Source organism: Halomonas huangheensis, assembly GCF_001431725.1.
Lineage (GTDB): Bacteria > Pseudomonadota > Gammaproteobacteria > Pseudomonadales > Halomonadaceae > Halomonas > Halomonas huangheensis.
In genome coordinates this window covers 243108-260284 of sequence record NZ_CP013106.1, presented here as the reverse complement: position 1 = coordinate 260284, position 17177 = coordinate 243108, and the positions used below count along the sequence as shown (strand labels likewise).

Below are 17177 nucleotides of genomic sequence, written 5' to 3'. Positions count from 1 at the left end.
TCTGACGTCAGGGCTGATCATGTGTCAGCTTCCGGCGGGACCGCCGAGAGGATCGGAGGGGCGACGATCAGGCGCATCATCGTCTTCTTCATCACCGCCACTGGCATCGTCGCTGTCCGCATTGGAGCTAGCCTCCGGCTCTTCCTCTGCCGGCGTACCGCTTACCGGAGACCCTCCATTGGAGCCACGGTCATCCCAATCCTTCGGCGGACGAGGCGAGCGACCTTCCATGATGTCCTTGAGCTGGTCGGCATCGATGGTCTCATACTGCATCAAGGCTTCAGCCATGGCGTCCAGCTTGTCGCGATTGTCAGAGAGAATCTGTTCCGCCTGGGCGTAGCAGCCATCGATAATCTTGCGCACTTCCTTGTCGAGACGCGTGGTGGTCTCGCCGGATTTGAGCTTGCCGCCACTCTGGCCCGCGCCACCGAGGAATTGGTGCGATTCGTCCTCGTCGTACATGATCGGGCCCATTTCCTCGGACAGCCCCCACTTGGCGACCATATTGTGCGCCAGCTCAGTGGCCCGCTTGATATCGTTGGAAGCCCCGGTGGTAACACCATTCGGCCCCAACGTCATCTCTTCGGCAATACGACCGCCGAACAGCGAACAGATCTGACTGATGATCTGTTGACGTGACAGGCTATAGCGATCCTGTTCGGGCAGGAACATGGTCACACCCAGAGCGCGACCACGCGGAATGATGGTGACCTTGTACACGGGATCGTGCTCAGGCATCACCAGACCAATGATCGCATGCCCCGCCTCATGATAGGCGGTATTGAGCTTTTCCTTTTCGGTCATGACCATGGAACGACGCTCGGCGCCCATCATGATCTTGTCCTTGGCCATCTCCAGCTCTTCCATACCCACCAGACGCTTGTTGCGACGCGCTGCGAACAGCGCCCCCTCGTTAACGAGGTTGGCGAGGTCGGCACCAGAGAAACCGGGCGTACCACGAGCAATGAAGGACGGCTTGACGTCGTCGGCCAGCGGCACCTTGCGCAGGTGAACATTCAGAATGTGTTCACGACCACGGATATCGGGCAACGGCACTACGACCTGACGATCAAAACGGCCCGGACGCAGCAGCGCCGGATCCAGTACGTCAGGGCGGTTGGTAGCAGCGATGACGATGATGCCTTCATTGGCCTCAAAGCCATCCATTTCCACCAGCAACTGGTTCAGTGTCTGCTCACGCTCGTCGTTACCACCGCCCATGCCAGCACCACGCGAACGACCCACCGCATCAATCTCATCGATGAAGATGATGCAGGGAGCCTGCTTCTTGGCCTGCTCGAACATGTCACGCACACGAGACGCACCCACACCAACAAACATCTCGACAAAGTCGGAGCCGGAAATCGAGAAGAAAGGTACCTTGGCCTCGCCGGCAATCGACTTGGCCAGCAGCGTTTTACCAGTTCCCGGAGGTCCGACCATCAACACACCACGCGGAATGGTGCCGCCCAGACGCTGAAACTTCGTTGGGTCGCGCAGAAAATCGACCAGTTCCTCAACTTCTTCCTTGGCTTCATCACAGCCGGCCACGTCAGAAAACGTGGTCTTGATCTGATCCTGAGACAACAGCTTGGCCTTGGACTTGCCGAAACTCATCGGCCCGCCCTTACCTGCGCCGCCGCCCTGCATCTGCCGCATGAAAAACATGAAGATGGCGAGAATCAACAGAATCGGGAAGCTGGCAATCAACAGCCTCATCCACAGGCTCTGCTGCTCCGGCTTCTTGCCTACCACCGTCACATTGTGGGAGAGCAGATCATCCATCAGCTTGGGGTCTTCCGCCGAAGGGCGTATGGTCTGGAAGGTGCTGCCATCACTGCGCTCACCGTTAATGGTGTAGCCATCGATAGTTACACTACGCACCTTCTCATTCTGCACTTCCTGGACAAACTGGGAGTAGTTTGTCGTATTGGGTGCATTCTCGACGCTGAAGTTGTTGAACACCGTCAGCAACACCGCTGCGATGACCAACCACAGGATCAGGTTCTTTGCCATGTCATTCAAGGGACTACCCTCAATTACAGAAATCTGTCGGCTTCAGGTGCCTCTGGAGCTCTGACACTACAGGAGCAAGCCTTGTTCAGCCAGCCCGGGAATAGCACGCAGATCGTGCGCTGCATGCCAGCTTCTCGAGTGCAGCCCGTTACCTCTCACTCTATGTATAGACCTGCCAGGCTCCGCTTCCTACACTCTGTCACACTCTAACGATATTGTCCGCGTATCGAGTCGGTAGGCACTATCTACCAGCCTCCGATCCCATGATGTCATGCCGAGCTACCCCCAAGCGAACTGTCGGGGCTCAACCCTTGAATCCTTCTGCCAGCAGATAGACTTCACGCGAGCGAGCGCGCGAGGCATCCGGTTTACGTGTTACTACCCGCTGAAAACTGCCTCGTAGATCCTTCAGGTAAGCATCAAAACCCTCACCTTGAAATACCTTGGCCAGGAAGCGACCGCCCGGGCGCAGCGTCTGACGCGCCAGGTCCAGCGCCAATTCCACCAGATACATGGCTTGAGGCTGATCAATGGCAGCCATACCACTCATATTGGGGGCCATGTCTGACATCACAAGGTCCACGGGACGATTATTCAGCACACTGAGGATTTCCTCGAGCACCTGTTCCTCGGTGAAATCGCCAGCAATGAAGTCAACGCCCGCCAATGCATCCATTTCCAGGATATCGGAAGCGATCACCACGCCATTATCACCCACTCGCTCGGCCGCAATCTGGCTCCAGCCGCCCGGCGCAGCACCAAGGTCGATGACGGTCATGCCCGGCTTGAACAGGCGATCCTTTTCATCGAGCTCGATCAGTTTATAGCTGGCACGTGAACGATAGCCATCCTGCCAGCTCTGCTGAACATAGCGATCATCGAAGTGCTCCTTCAGCCAACTGGCACTGGTCTTGCTGGCCCCGGCACTGCCTGAGCCACGTTTGTTGGCCGATGATGCTTGCTTGCCAGCAGACGAGGAAGGCCGGGAAGAACGGGAAGATGCCACGAGATCACCTGAAACGCTGACTGCGGGCCACGTGACTCACCGATGGTGAGTTGCTCCTTCAGCGAAGGTTGACCGCAGGATATGGGGTACAATTCATGGGGCAACAACTTATGGAAGCACAATCCATTGGAGCCATCATCCATGAACCATGAAGCGACAATGGAGAAGCACGCTTTCATGCTGGCCGGATTCGCCGTACCATGTGCCATTGCGCGCCATTTTCGGGAAGAATCAAGATACCATGAGCTTGTCACAGGCACAAAAGAAAGCATTCCGCAGCATCGGCCATCACCTCGATCCAGTGGTTACTGCCTCCGAGAACGGCATCTCCGAGGGCCTGCTGGCCGAGCTCGAGCGAGCGCTCAATGATCACGAACTGATCAAGGTAAAGCTCGCTCTTACCGAGCGCGACGACCGTGCCGCCGTCATCGACGAGCTGGCAGACGCCAGCGGCGCTGAGGTTGTCCAGAAGATCGGCAAGGTTGCCCTGCTGTACCGCCACAATCCCAAGGCAAACCCCAAGCTCTCCAACGTGAGTCGCTTCAAGGATCACCACGGTAGGCACTAAGCGCTGAAATAACACGCTTCGCGTCGTAAGCCGAAACGAGACACCCCGTCAGCCACCGCTGCCGGGGTGTTTTTTCATGACCAGAGCAAGCGCCATCCGGGAATCGCAGCAGGATTGTCCTTCCCAACCCCTGTTATCCACAACCACGCTGCCAGCCATCCCTGTGGATGGTTTTCATTCTTTCCGCGCCCTACCCAGGCCTTGGCCCCAACAAGAACACCCCGCCGAAAAAATCGGCGGGGTGTTCTTGTTCGTAGCTCGTAGCTCGTAGCTCGTAGCCTACAGATGCTCGACGGAGCTGATCTCGTATTCGACTTCGCCGCCCGGCGTACGCACGACCACGATCTCGCCTTCTTCCTTGCCGATCAAGGCGCGAGCGATAGGCGAAGTAACGGAAATACGACGCTGCTTGATGTCCGCCTCATCCTCGCCGACGATGCGGTAGGTGACTTCCTCATCGGTCTCGAGGTTGAGCAGCTCAACGGTAACCCCAAAAATCACCTTGCCACTCTTGGGCAGCCTGGTGACATCGATAACCTGAGCATTGGACAGCTTGCCTTCAATTTCCTGAATACGCCCCTCGATGAAGCCCTGCTGTTCGCGGGCCGCATGGTACTCGGCATTCTCCTTGAGATCGCCATGCTCACGCGCCTCGGCAATATCAGCGATTACCTTCGGGCGAGCCTCGCTCTTGAGCTGATCCAGCTCATCACGCAGGCGTTGCTCACCAGCGACGGTCATCGGGACCTTGTTCATTTATTCGCTCCTGCATGCAGTTCCTGTAACCGCCGCACAGTAATCGTATTGCCGTATTCCAGCGCCATACAAACAGCACTGGCCCCTGCCAGAGTCGTGGCATAGGGAACCTTGTGGGCAAGCGCGGTGCGACGGATCACCGAGGAATCATTGATCGCCTGACGACCCTCGGTGGTATTGACGATATAGGCAATTTCGTCGTTCTTGATCGAATCGACGATATGTGGCCGGCCTTCATAAACCTTGTTGACGACCTCTACCGACAGGCCTGCACTTTCCAGTGCCGCCGCCGTGCCACGGGTTGCGCAGAGTGTAAAACCCAATGTTACCAGAGAACGTGCCACTTCGATAACACCAGCCTTGTCCGGCTCACGAACGGACAGGAATGCCTTGCGCTCCCCCGTCAACGGAGGAATCGCCTCACCGGCACCCAGCTGCGCCTTGTAGAAGGCTTCGGCGAAGGTCTCACCGGAGCCCATTACCTCACCGGTAGATTTCATCTCCGGCGACAGGATCGGATCGACACCAGGGAACTTGTTGAACGGGAACACCGCTTCCTTGACGCTGTGGAAATGCGGCACGATCTCCTTCTCGAAGCCCTGCTCGGCCAGCGTCTTGCCCGCCATGCAACGCGCCGCAATCTGAGCCAGCGAGATACCGATGCACTTGGAGACGAAGGGCACGGTACGCGAGGCGCGCGGATTGACTTCGATGACGTAGATTTCACCGTCCTGCCACGCCAGCTGCACGTTCATCAGGCCCTTGACGCCCAGCTCCACCGCCATGCGCTTGACCTGCTCACGCATCTCGTCCTGCACATCCGCCGGCAGAGAATAGGGCGGCAGCGCACAGGCGGAGTCACCGGAGTGTACGCCAGCCTGCTCGATATGTTGCATGATGCCGCCGATGACCACCTGCTCACCGTCGGAAACTGCATCGATATCGATCTCGACAGCGGCATTCAGGAAGTGGTCCAGCAGCACCGGCGAGTCATTGGAGACCTTGACCGCGTGGGTCATGTAGTTTTCGAGCTCAGAGGCATCGTAGACGATTTCCATCGCCCGACCACCCAGCACATAGCTCGGACGCACCACCAGCGGGTAGCCAATGACCTCAGCCTTGGCGAAGGCTTCCTCGAAGCTGCGCGCGGTGGCATTGGGCGGCTGCTTGAGACCCAGCTTGTCGATCATCTGCTGGAAGCGCTCACGATCCTCAGCACGATCGATGGCATCCGGGGTGGTACCGATGATCGGCACACCGGCAGCCTCGAGATCACGCGCCAGCTTGAGCGGCGTCTGACCACCGAACTGCACGATCACACCGACCGGCTTCTCCTTGTCGGCGATTTCCAGCACGTCTTCCAGCGTTACCGGCTCGAAGTAAAGCCGGTCAGAGGTATCGTAATCGGTAGAGACGGTTTCCGGGTTGCAGTTGACCATGATGGTTTCATAGCCATCATCGTGCATGGCAAAGGCCGCATGCACACAGCAATAATCAAACTCGATGCCCTGGCCGATACGGTTGGGACCACCACCCAGCACCATGATCTTCTGGCGATCGGAAACCTCGGCCTCGCACTCTTCCTCGTAGGTCGAGTACATGTAGGCGGTATCTGATGCGAACTCGGCGGCACAGGTATCGACACGCTTGTAGACCGGACGAATGCCGGCGGCCTGGCGGGTACTGCGGAAATCCTTCTCGGACACACCCAGCAGCTTCGCCAGTCGAGCATCCGCAAAGCCCTTGCGCTTGAGGCGGAAGAGTTCGCGCGCATCCAGCTCAGACAGTGAACGCTGGGTCAGTTGCTGTTCGGTCTTGACCAGGTCCTCGAGCTGCACCAGGAACCACGGGTCGATATTGGTCAGCGTGAACACATCCTCGACACTCATGCCCGAACGCATCGCGTCAGCGATGTAGAAGATACGCTCGGCGCCGGCAGCCTGCAGCTCACCCTTGATCAGCGCCATGTTCTCATCGCTGAACTCAGTGACGACGGGGTCAAGACCATCATTGCCGGTTTCCATGCCGCGCAGCGCTTTCTGCAGCGACTCCTGGAAGGTGCGACCAATAGCCATCACCTCACCGACGGACTTCATCTGTGTCGTCAGGCGGTCGTTGGCCTGCGGGAACTTCTCGAAGGTGAAGCGCGGAATCTTGGTCACGACATAGTCGATCGACGGCTCGAAGGACGCTGGAGTGTGCCCCCCGGTGATGTCATTCTGCAGCTCGTCGAGGGTGTAGCCCACCGCCAGCTTGGCGGCGATCTTGGCAATCGGGAAGCCGGTCGCCTTGGACGCCAACGCCGAGGAGCGCGACACCCGCGGGTTCATTTCGATAACCACCATGCGCCCGGTTTGCGGATCGACACCGAACTGCACATTGGAGCCACCGGTCTCGACGCCGATCTCACGCAACACCGCCAGTGAGGCGTCGCGCATGATCTGGTATTCCTTGTCAGTCAGCGTCTGCGCCGGGGCGACGGTAATCGAGTCACCGGTATGCACGCCCATCGGGTCGAAGTTTTCGATCGCACAGACGATGATGCAGTTATCGTTCTTGTCACGAACGACCTCCATCTCGTATTCCTTCCAGCCCAACAGTGACTCGTCAATCAACAGTTCACGAGTCGGCGAGAGCTCAAATCCGCGGTGGCAGATTTCCTTGAACTCTTCCTTGTTGTAGGCCACGCCACCACCGGAACCGCCCATGGTAAAGGACGGACGAATGATTGCCGGGAAGCCGAGCTCGGCCTGAATCTCCCAGGCCTCGTCCATGCTGTGGGCCACCTTGGCCCGCGGACAGGCCAGGCCGATGTTCTTCATCGCCTTGTCGAAACGGTCACGATCCTCGGCCTTGTCGATGGTATCGGCATTGGCACCGATCATTTCTACGCCGTACTTGTCGAGCACGCCATACCGGTCCAGGTCGAGGGCGCAGTTCAGCGCAGTCTGGCCGCCCATGGTCGGCAGAACCGCATCAGGGCGCTCGGCCTCGATGATTTTCTCCACCGCTTGCCAGGTAATCGGCTCGATGTAGGTAGCGTCGGCCATTACCGGGTCGGTCATGATCGTGGCCGGATTGGAGTTGACCAGAATGACGCGATAACCCTCTTCACGCAGAGCCTTGCACGCCTGGGCACCGGAATAATCGAATTCGCACGCCTGACCGATGACAATAGGACCGGCGCCGATGATGAGTATGCTTTTGAGATCTGTACGCTTGGGCATGATGCTTCCCGCTTGAAATTTTGACGATGAATCGAAGTGAGCGTGTTGGGTATATCCGCTGGGGCGCGTCAGGAGTCGCGTTAACGGCGGCTGCGCATCATCTCGATAAAGCGGTCAAACAGAGGGGCGACATCCCGCGGCCCCGGGCTGGCTTCCGGATGGCCCTGGAAACTGAACGCGGGGCGATCGGTACGTTCAATCCCCTGCAGGGTGCCATCGAACAGCGAACGGTGTGTGGCACGCAGCGTTTCCGGCAGTGTCGCTTCGTCAGCAGCAAAGCCATGGTTCTGACTGGTGATCATCACATAGCCGGTATCCAGGTCCTGCACCGGATGGTTGGCACCGTGGTGACCATGGCCCATCTTGACGGTGTTCGCGCCACTGGCCAACGCCAGCAACTGGTGGCCCAGACAGATGCCGAACAGTGGCGTATCTGTTTCGAGAATCTCGCCGATCGCCTTGATCGCATAGTCGCAGGGCTCGGGGTCGCCGGGGCCATTGGACAGGAAGATACCGTCCGGCTGCATCGCCAGCACCTCGGCCGCAGACGTCTGGGCCGGCACCACCGTCAGGCGGCAACCGCGGCTGGCCAGCATACGCAGAATATTGAACTTGACGCCGTAGTCGTAGGCGACCACATGGAACGGACGTTCAGTAGCAGCGGCGTCTGCATAACCTTCGCCCAGTGCCCACTCACCTTCACTCCACTCGTACTGCTCGGTGCAGGAAACCACCTTGGCCAGATCCATGCCCTTGAGTCCGGGGAAGGCACGTGCGGCTTCCAGTGCGCGAGCTTCGGCATCCGCCCCTTCAGCCTCGGCACCGGCAAGAATGGCACCGTTCTGCGACCCCTTGTCACGCAGGATGCGAGTCAGGCGACGGGTATCGATATCGGCGATACCCACCACATTGCTGGAGGCCAGGTAATCAGACAGGCTTTGCGTAGAGCGGAAGTTGCTGGCAACCAGCGGCAGATCGCGGATGACGAGCCCAGCAGCAGCGATGCTGGAGGATTCCACGTCCTCAGGGTTGATGCCGGTGTTGCCGATATGGGGATAGGTGAGTGTGACGATCTGTCGGGAGTAGGAAGGGTCGGTGAGAATTTCCTGATAGCCGGTCATGGCCGTATTGAACACCACTTCACCACTGGTCTGCCCATCTGCGCCAATGGCTACGCCGTGGAACACACTGCCATCTTCCAGGGCCAGAATTGCGGGTTTGTTCAACGCTACGTCCTCCCAATGCTCGTCAAGGTAACTGCCACTACCACTTGCCTACTCAAACCACCTACCACCGGAAACGGCTGCATCCAGTCGGCATCGACCCGGCTCTCTGCGTCATGAAAGGCACAAGGAGCCGGGCCGTAAAAAAGCGGGACGAAACCCGATAAAGACCGGTTTCATCCCGCTTGTTATGCTTCTTGTCTTGCGCTCGGAATGTCTGAGCCGATGTCTGCCGCTTCACTCGCTTATGAACAGGACGTCACAAGCGCTGCGCAAGGCGTCATAAACGGTTCGTGCCCGGCCAAAATTTTTGAGATGTTACAGGATATACGCCGATCTGACCACCCCCTATGAGCAAGTGCTGGGGGCGGTGCATCATGCCCCGCTGATATCCTCCAGCCCCAACACATCATCCATGCCATAACGACCTGCACTGCGACCACTGACCCAGCGCGCCGCACGCACCGCACCTCGAGCGAAGGTCATGCGACTGGACGCCTTGTGAGTCACCTCGATGCGCTCACCTTCGGTGGCAAACATCACGGTATGTTCGCCGACAATGTCGCCCGCACGCACCGTGGCAAAACCAATCTCCTTCGCATCACGTGGACCACACTGGCCAACTCGCTCGAATACCCCATGTTCCTTGAGGTTACGATCCACCGCTGCGGCCACGACTTCCCCCATACGCAGGGCTGTCCCCGAAGGAGCGTCGACCTTGTGACGATGGTGGGCCTCGATGACTTCGATATCGTAACCTTCATCGCCGAGGGTACGCGCGGCGATCTCCAGCAACTTGAGCGTCAGATTGACACCAACGCTCATGTTCGGCGCGAAGACCATCGGCACCTGGTCGCGATAACTATCGAGTTCATCAAGTTCCGCGTCGCTCAGCCCGGTGGTACCGATCACGATGGCCTTGCCGTGTTCCGCGCAAAAAGCCAGATTCGACAGGGTCAGCTGCGGCGTAGTGAAATCGATCAGCACATCGATATCGTCGACCACGGCTTCCAGTGAATCCACGGCAGCAATGCCCAGGCGCCCGACGCCAGCCAGTTCACCCAGGTCAGCGCCCGCCAGAGAGCTACCCGGCCTCACCGTGGCTGCCGCCAGCTCCGATTCAGCGTCCTGGTTGACAGCGGCGATCAACACACGACCCATTCGGCCAGCGGCACCAACAATGGCAATACGGGGGGATGCAGAAGTCATGCGGCAAAGTCCTTGTCCTGCGGAACGGGTAACAGATGGAAGCGGCCTCAGGTCGAGATACGGCAAGCATCAAGACAGCGCCCAGTATACCAGTGCGAAATAGCGTCGTCTGTGCATCAGAGATGCCATCCCTCTGTCACTGCAATATGCGATCATCGTGTGTTGGCGGCGTCCAACTCTCGCCTCGAAAGGGAATTTCCATGCTCAAGCCTCTGCACACTCTCGCTCTGGCAGGCCTGCTGTGGTCACTGCCCGGTTGTGCCCACAATGTACAGCTCGCCAGCCTGGCCGGAGCCAACGCCATTGACGGAAAGACACCTACCATTCCCGGTCTCGAGCTATGTGGCACGCTGAAGCTACCCAGCCAATGGCCCGCCGACAGCCTGGCGTCGGGGCAACCGCTCGGCGGCCTATCAGCACTGGCCTGGGATGATGACGAACAGAGCCTGTGGTTGATCTCGGATCGTGGCCGCCTGCATCAAACTCGGCCGCTATTCGATGATGGCCAACTGATCGATCTGGCAGTGATATCCAGCCACACCCTCAAGGACAGCAGCGGACAGCCTCTGACAGGTGGAGATGGTGATGCCGAAGCCGTGGTGCTTGATAATGCCGAGGATGGCGAGCGCGGCAATACCGCACTACTGATCGCCTTCGAACGCGACCACCGCCTGCAGTCATTCACTACCGAAGGCTACCCCAACGGCGACGCCCTGCACCCGAGCGAGGCTCAGAGAGCAGGGCAAACCGGTTCAGGAAACAACAGGGGAATGGAGGCCATGACACAACTCCCCGACCTGGGCGTGCTCATCGGCCTGGAATCCCCACCGCCGGGCAGTGATGCGAAAGTCACGCGGCTGTTCAGCCTCGACGGCAGACATCAGTGGGGTTACCCATTGGCGGACGCCACCGGAAGCTCACTGACCGATATGGCGCCATGGCCGGACACTCCGGACACCCTGCTGACCCTCGAGCGTGCCTATGCACCACCCCACCCGCTGGTGATCACCCTCAAGCGCACACAGCTGCTGGCCCCTCCTGATGTCAACACCACTACTGTCGCCAGCCTTTCCAGCGCCGATGGCTGGCGACTCGACAATATGGAAGGACTGGCAGCATTACCCGACGGCAGTTTCCTGATGCTCAGTGACAACAATTTCAGCAGACTGCAGCGTTCGCTGCTGGCCTGTCTGCGTCCTGAGACTCAGTGACTCATCGCCACAGGGCTGCGCATCCGCACATCACGGCGCAGCAGCAACAGAATGGCGGCCATCACCATCACACCACCAGGCAACCAGACCAGCGACAGAGCCTGTGGCTGCTGGATAAACAACAACAGCATCGAGACGAAAGGCACCAGGTAACCATAGGCGGTGACCGCCGCCGGAGTCAGCGTCGCCGTTGCTCGTTGCTGCAACCAGAAGGTTACACCACTCGAGAACATTCCCAGGTAAGTGACCAGCAGCAGGTCACTCAGTGTCATGCGAGCCATCGCTGCTGGGCTGTTGAAGATCAGCCCCAACAGCGCAATCAGCACCCCACCCAGCACCAGACTCCACAAGGTTCTGACTCCGGCATGTGGCGACAACCAACCCCGCACCAGCCCGAACTTCGACAACACCGGATACAGTGCCGACGCCATGCAGCCGACGAAGAACCCTGCCTCTCCAGGCCCAAGCTGCATCCGACTCAGATCCCCCTTCGCTTCCGCCCAGGCCAACCCGAGGGCACCCAGCGCGCCAAGCAGCAGCAAAGCCAACAGCCCAAGGGCACGCTGTTCGACACGTATCATGCGTCCAAGCATATAAGCCAGCAGTGGAACACTAACGTAGAGCGTGGCCATGGAAAGCGCCGTAGTGCGATGCGCGGCCCAGAACATGGTACCGAAGAAACCTGCAAGGCATAGTCCCATCAAGGCATACAGCCAAGCGCCGGGACGACTGGGTACCAGACCCGGCGCACCCCAGACCAGTGGCAATACCGCAAGGGCGGCGATGGCAAAACGCATCGCCGTCAACAGCAAGGGCGGCAACCCTTCGCTCAACAGCCCCACCGCCGGGAACGATAGTCCCACCAGCAACGCCCATACCAGCATGCCGAGATGAGCCCCCCAGACACCCCCCGTTCTGATGTTCATGAATCAGCTCCCGGAGATTCTCCTTCCAGCGCCAGTAACAGGGCGCGCAATCCCGTAGTCAGCGCTTCAGCCTGGTCAGCACCCAGCGCACTGCGCATGGCTTTCAACTCTGCCAGATAGGCGTCCAGCAGGTCCGGCATCATCTCGTGCCCACTGTCACTCAGCCTGACCAATACACTGCGGCGATCCTCGGGATTGGCAACGCGCTCGACAAGACCACGCTCTGTCAGGCGGTCCAGGCGATTGGTCATCGCCCCCGAGCTCAACACCACCGCCTCACACAGCGCATTGGGCGTCATTCCCTGCGGAGAGTCGCGACGATACAGCGTCGCCAGCAAGTCGAACTCGCCCTCGCGTAGCCCATAGCTCCGGAATACCGCCGCTACCCGACGATCCACATGCTTCAAAGCGCGATATAGCCGAGTGAAGATGCCCATGTCCGAGGAATCTCGATCCGGCAGGACACGACTCCATTCCGCGATCAGGCGATCAATGGCATCGCGCGGCATTGCTTTCTCCAACGGAGGTACAGACATGACGGTCACCTTCGGCAACGGCTCATTTTCGAGAGCTCGTTTCCAGCATTTGATTCGAGCAAAAGAATCTTTACTTGAAGATATATGCTCGAAGCCATACATGCAAGCACGCTCACCCACCATCACAGCGACGTTCGATAGCGGATCAGTTCAAGGCCCCGTCGCGTGGCGCGAAGTCGCGGCTACTGCCAGTTGATCACCAAAGTCTCCTTTCCAGCCATACGCTCCAGGTGGCTGGCGACGACACCCTTGAGTCGCTCAAGGAGCTCTGCATTCTCAGCCTGCAGGTCCACCTGCAGAGATGCGTCATCGGCACGCATCAGGCAAACGCCGCCCTCGAAGACCACCCGCCCCTGTTCAATATCGACTTCAAGCTTGTGCGCCCAGTGCTTGCAGAGCCGGTTGATCAAGCGCTGCCCTGAAGGGGTCATCACCTGTGCAGTGGTGTTGTGCATACCCAATCCTCATGAATACAAATGTTAATGATACGCATATAATGCCAACCTCGATCAGTCCCGAATACGCAACGCGGCGTTCGCTTCAGCAGGCTCACACAGCCAGGCGCCCCACAACAACTGAATCATCAAGGCTTCCGATATGCCCTCACTTATGCCCTCAGTCATGAGATTCGTCACACTTGGATCGGCCCTGGCGCTGAGCGGAGCCGCTGCAGCCGCAGACATCACCGTTACCGATGTCGCCGGCCGTGAAGTCACTGTCGACGCTCCTGTCGAGCGTATGATTCTCGGTGAAGGCCGCCAGATCTATCTACTTGGTGCGCTGCAACCGGAAGATCCGTTTGAACATGTCGTGGGCTGGCGCGAGGACTTCTCCCAGGCAGACCCGGATAACTATGCGCTCTATGCCGAGAAGTTTCCCGAGCTTGAGGACATTCCTACCTTCGGCGGTTTCAAGGATGGCACCTTCGATGTCGAGCAGGCCGCGGCCCTGCAGCCCGACGTGATTCTGATGAATCTGGAAGCGCGAGCGGCCACGGAGGATGCCGGCTATGACGCCAAGCTGGCGGAGTTGGATATTCCCATCGTCTACGTCGACTTCCGTGAAGATCCGATCGCTCACACCACACCGTCGATGCGCCTGATGGGCGAACTGCTCGGTGAACAGCAGGCAGCCGAGGACTTCATCTCTTTCTCCGAGGCACAGATGGCCAAGGTCACCGACCGGCTCGCGGCCGAGGACATCGAGCGCCCCAAGGTGTTCATCGATCGTGCCGGCGGTTATTCCGATGACTGCTGCATGAGTTTCGGCCCCGGCAACTTTGGTGAGTACGTGGAACTGGCCGGCGGCAACAATATTGCCCGTGACATCATTCCATCGACCTTCGGCACGCTGAACCCGGAGCAGATCATTGCCGCCAACCCGCAGCAGGTGGTGGTCACCGGCGGCAGCTGGGAGGCCTATGTTCCCGGCGGTAACTGGGTAGGTGTGGGGCCTGGAGCAGATATGGACGAGGCACGTCACAAGCTGGAAGCGCTGACCGAACGCACCGCCATGACCGGCATCGACGCGGTCAAGAATGGCAACATGCATGCCATCTGGCATCAGTTCTACAACAGCCCCTATTACTTTGTCGCCATTCAGCAGATGGCACGCTGGTTCCACCCGGAACTGTTCGCCGACCTCGATCCCGAAGCGACCATGATCGAGCTTCATGAGCGCTTCCTGCCAGTGGACTATGTACCGGGCTACTGGGTGTCTCTGCATGACTGAAGAAACGACAGCCATTACCTCTCCAGCCAGTGAGCGACATTTCTATCGCGCACTGGTGGTGCGCCGCCAACTGATCCTCGCCGCGCTGCTTGTGGCGTTGCTGACAAGCCTGTGTGTCGACCTGGCACTGGGCCCTGCGCGCTACAGCCTCGGTGAGGTCGTCACCGCACTGATCACTCCCGACGCAGTGAGTGATCAGATACGCGTGATCCTGTGGGAAATTCGCATGCCGGTGGCACTGATGGCGCTGGTGGTCGGCGCCAGTCTATCGATCGCCGGTGCACAGATGCAGACCATCCTCAGCAACCCTCTGGCTAGCCCTTTCACTCTCGGCATTTCCGCCGGTGCAGGCTTCGGTGCGGCCCTGGCCCTGGCCTTCGGTGTGGCCTTGATTCCCGCTGCCATCGACTATGTGATTCCGCTGAATGCATTCCTGATGGCCATGCTGACCTCGTTCCTGATTCATGCTCTCAGTATGCGGCGCGGCGTCACCATCGAGACCATCGTGCTGCTGGGCATTGCCATGGTGTTCATCTTCAACTCACTGATGGCACTGATCCAGTTCTTCGCCAGTCAGCAGGCCGTCGCGGCAGTGGTTTTCTGGACCATGGGCAGTCTGACCAAGGCCACCTGGCCCAAGCTGTGGATGTCGCTCGCCGTTCTGTGCGTGGTGATCCCCCTGCTGGCCCGCCACGGCTGGGCACTGACCGCAATGCGTCTAGGCGAGGCCAAGGCCGAGAGCCTCGGCGTCAAACCACGTGCCCTGCGTCTTGAAGTGTTGATACTGGTATCGCTGTTGTCTGCCATGGCCGTGGCCTTTGTCGGCACCATCGGCTTCATCGGCCTGGTCGGCCCACACATTGCACGCATGCTGGTCGGTGAAGACCAACGCTTCTTTCTACCGGCTTCGGCGTTATGCGGTGCCCTGATCCTGTCGATCGGCTCGGTCATCTCGAAGATTGTGCTGCCTGGTACGGTGATTCCCATTGGCATCATCACTTCGCTGGTCGGCATCCCTTTCTTCCTGTTCCTCATTCTCAGCCGCAGGAAGGCATCATGGTAACGCTCAAGCTCCACGAAGTCGGTGCCAGCTATGGCCGCCGCCAGATCCTGTCGGGCATCACGACCCCCACCCTCGAAGGCGGACAGGTCGTCGCCCTGCTCGGCCCCAACGCCGCCGGTAAGTCGACGCTGTTTCGGCGCATTCTCGGCCTGCTGAAAGGGCCCGGGGAAGTGACCATTGAAGGCGCCTGCTCCAGCCGCCCTGTGGCATATATGCCCCAGGAGACCGGCGTAAACGCCGTGCTTACGGTCTACGAAAGTGTGTTGCTGGCACGCATGCAAGGGCGCAGTTTGAAGGTGCAGCAGGATGACCTTGATGCCGTCGAGCACGCACTGCGTGAGCTTGGCATCCTGGCGTTGGGCGAAAGGGATATCGGCGATCTAAGCGGTGGCCAACGACAAATGGTGGGGGCCGCTCAGGCATTGGTGCAGGACCCTGAAATCCTGCTGCTGGACGAGCCCACCTCGGCCCTCGATCTGCATCGTCAGATTGACCTGCTATCGATCCTTCAACGTCTGGCGAAGGAGCGCCAGATGCTGGTCATCGTTGCCATTCACGATATCGGCCATGCGTTGCGCTTCACCGACCAGGCACTGATCATCGCCAACGGACGCTTCATCGCTTGTGGCCCCACTCCTCAGGTGGTCACCGCCGGGATGCTGCGCGATGTCTACCAGGTCATCGCTCGCGTCGAGACCTGTTCAAGGGGACAGCCACAACTCATTGTCGAGGCTGCCGTCTGAAGCGCCGCCCTTCCAGGGCGGCAAGCGCAGCACCAGCGACGATCAATGGCAGTGCCATCAGGAAGCCTGCCGACAACGGCAGGCCAAACACCAACAGATCGACCAGCACCGGCCAGATCAGTGCCACATACTCGAAGGGTGCCAGTCGCGAAGCCTCGGAAAAACGCAGTGCCAGGGTCATGGCAATGTGGCCCGCGCCACCGAACAAGCCAGCCAGAATCAGCAACAGTAGTTGTTCGGTGGTCACCGAAGCCCAGCCCAGCGGCAATGTGGCGAGCCCCGCCACTGCAGAGGCCACCACGAAGTAGAAAGCAATCGCACCGGGTGTCTCGGTACGCGAAATACGACGTACCGTCAGCAAGGCGCCCGCGGTAAGCACCGCCGCCAACACGCCAAGCAGATAGCCCGACGCCTGGCCGGTGGCATCGCCCAACCCCGGCAACACCAACACCACCACGCCAGACAATGCCAGTCCGAGCGCCAGCACTCGATGCAGCGTCAAACGTTCTCCCAGCAGCAACACAGCGCCTATCGCCATGATCACCGGACTAAGCTGTGCCAACAGTGTGGCTTCTGCCACCGGCAGCCGCGCGACCGCTGCAAAGGAAGCAAACATCGCCGCCGCTCCCAGTCCTGAACGCAACAGGTGACCCAGCGGGCGTCGCGTTGCCAGCCCGGCAGGAAACTCGCGACGCCACATCAGGAACACCACAATCGGCAACAGGGCGAACAGCGAACGATAGAAAACGATCTGCCCGAGGGGCACCACATCACTGAGCAGTTTCACGCACAGCAGCATACCCGTGAACAAAAGCCCCGACAGTACTCGCAGCGCGATGCCCAGGCCAGTTCGATCCATGCTGTCTGTCATTGCAGCGTTCCCTGTTCTTGTACAAGAAGATTTATATGAAGTGAGAAAACCTGGCTGAGGCAAGACAGCGGGTATAACGCATGCGACGAAA

Annotated in this window: 15 protein-coding genes; 5 read left to right on the top strand and 10 right to left on the bottom strand. The window is 59.2% G+C overall.

What is annotated here, in order from left to right; translation table 11 throughout:
• Positions 1-24: 24 nt before the first annotated feature.
• Positions 25-2025 carry an ATP-dependent zinc metalloprotease FtsH gene (gene ftsH, locus AR456_RS01230; RefSeq protein WP_031207885.1) on the bottom strand — a complete coding sequence of 667 codons (2001 nt, stop codon included), beginning with the start codon at positions 2023-2025 and terminating at the stop codon, positions 25-27.
• 295 nt (positions 2026-2320) lie between these two features.
• Positions 2321-3022 carry a 23S rRNA (uridine(2552)-2'-O)-methyltransferase RlmE gene (gene rlmE, locus AR456_RS01225; RefSeq protein WP_021819095.1) on the bottom strand — a complete coding sequence of 234 codons (702 nt, stop codon included), beginning with the start codon at positions 3020-3022 and terminating at the stop codon, positions 2321-2323.
• 241 nt (positions 3023-3263) lie between these two features.
• Between rlmE and yhbY the strand changes: the two genes are divergently transcribed.
• Positions 3264-3590 carry a ribosome assembly RNA-binding protein YhbY gene (gene yhbY, locus AR456_RS01220; protein ID WP_021819096.1) on the top strand — a complete coding sequence of 109 codons (327 nt, stop codon included), beginning with the start codon at positions 3264-3266 and terminating at the stop codon, positions 3588-3590.
• Between the two features lie 279 nt (positions 3591-3869).
• Here yhbY and greA read toward each other — a convergent pair whose 3' ends face one another.
• From greA to dapB, 4 genes are all read right to left on the bottom strand, one after another.
• The gene (gene greA / locus AR456_RS01215) at positions 3870-4346 is read right to left on the bottom strand and encodes a transcription elongation factor GreA (RefSeq protein ID WP_021819097.1); all 477 of its coding nucleotides are present in this window, start codon (positions 4344-4346) and stop codon (positions 3870-3872) included.
• Positions 4343-7573, bottom strand: coding sequence for a carbamoyl-phosphate synthase large subunit (carB, locus tag AR456_RS01210; RefSeq protein ID WP_021819098.1), 3231 nt, complete (start codon positions 7571-7573; stop codon positions 4343-4345). Before carB ends, greA begins: the two co-directional genes overlap by 4 nt.
• A gap of 80 nt (positions 7574-7653) precedes the next feature.
• Entirely contained in the window at positions 7654-8799 is a 1146-nt protein-coding gene (gene carA, locus AR456_RS01205; RefSeq protein ID WP_021819099.1) for a glutamine-hydrolyzing carbamoyl-phosphate synthase small subunit, read from the bottom strand.
• A gap of 372 nt (positions 8800-9171) precedes the next feature.
• The gene (gene dapB / locus AR456_RS01200; protein WP_021819100.1) at positions 9172-10005 is read right to left on the bottom strand and encodes a 4-hydroxy-tetrahydrodipicolinate reductase; all 834 of its coding nucleotides are present in this window, start codon (positions 10003-10005) and stop codon (positions 9172-9174) included.
• A 200-nt stretch (positions 10006-10205) separates the two neighbouring features.
• Between dapB and AR456_RS01195 the strand changes: the two genes are divergently transcribed.
• A complete protein-coding gene (locus AR456_RS01195; protein ID WP_021819101.1) occupies positions 10206-11216 on the top strand; it encodes an esterase-like activity of phytase family protein in 1011 nt (336 codons plus the stop codon).
• On the opposite strand, the gene AR456_RS01190 is transcribed toward AR456_RS01195, so the two are convergent.
• The 3 genes from AR456_RS01190 to AR456_RS01180 all read right to left on the bottom strand — a co-directional run bounded on the left by AR456_RS01190 (position 11210) and on the right by AR456_RS01180 (position 13133).
• Complete coding sequence (locus tag AR456_RS01190) at positions 11210-12142, bottom strand: DMT family transporter (RefSeq protein ID WP_021819102.1); 933 nt, start codon at positions 12140-12142, stop codon at positions 11210-11212. The two genes, AR456_RS01195 and AR456_RS01190, sit on opposite strands and share 7 nt — an antisense overlap.
• The gene (locus AR456_RS01185) at positions 12139-12678 is read right to left on the bottom strand and encodes a MarR family winged helix-turn-helix transcriptional regulator (RefSeq protein ID WP_202903947.1); all 540 of its coding nucleotides are present in this window, start codon (positions 12676-12678) and stop codon (positions 12139-12141) included. Before AR456_RS01185 ends, AR456_RS01190 begins: the two co-directional genes overlap by 4 nt.
• A 182-nt stretch (positions 12679-12860) precedes the next feature.
• The gene (locus AR456_RS01180) at positions 12861-13133 is read right to left on the bottom strand and encodes a DUF2218 domain-containing protein (RefSeq protein ID WP_021819104.1); all 273 of its coding nucleotides are present in this window, start codon (positions 13131-13133) and stop codon (positions 12861-12863) included.
• Between the two features lie 166 nt (positions 13134-13299).
• On the opposite strand from AR456_RS01180, the gene AR456_RS01175 reads away from it, so the two are divergent.
• The 3 genes from AR456_RS01175 to AR456_RS01165 are packed head-to-tail and all read left to right on the top strand — an operon-like array spanning position 13300 to position 16215.
• A complete protein-coding gene (locus AR456_RS01175; RefSeq protein WP_031207891.1) occupies positions 13300-14409 on the top strand; it encodes an ABC transporter substrate-binding protein in 1110 nt (369 codons plus the stop codon).
• On the top strand, positions 14402-15472 hold the full coding sequence (locus AR456_RS01170) for a FecCD family ABC transporter permease (RefSeq protein WP_021819106.1): 1071 nt from the start codon (positions 14402-14404) through the stop codon (positions 15470-15472). The genes AR456_RS01175 and AR456_RS01170 overlap by 8 nt, the downstream gene beginning before the upstream one ends.
• Entirely contained in the window at positions 15466-16215 is a 750-nt protein-coding gene (locus AR456_RS01165) for an ABC transporter ATP-binding protein (RefSeq protein ID WP_021819107.1), read from the top strand. Before AR456_RS01170 ends, AR456_RS01165 begins: the two co-directional genes overlap by 7 nt.
• On the opposite strand, the gene AR456_RS01160 is transcribed toward AR456_RS01165, so the two are convergent.
• Positions 16193-17074, bottom strand: coding sequence for a DMT family transporter (locus AR456_RS01160; protein ID WP_236995528.1), 882 nt, complete (start codon positions 17072-17074; stop codon positions 16193-16195). The two genes, AR456_RS01165 and AR456_RS01160, sit on opposite strands and share 23 nt — an antisense overlap.
• Between the last annotated feature and the right edge of the window lie 103 nt (positions 17075-17177).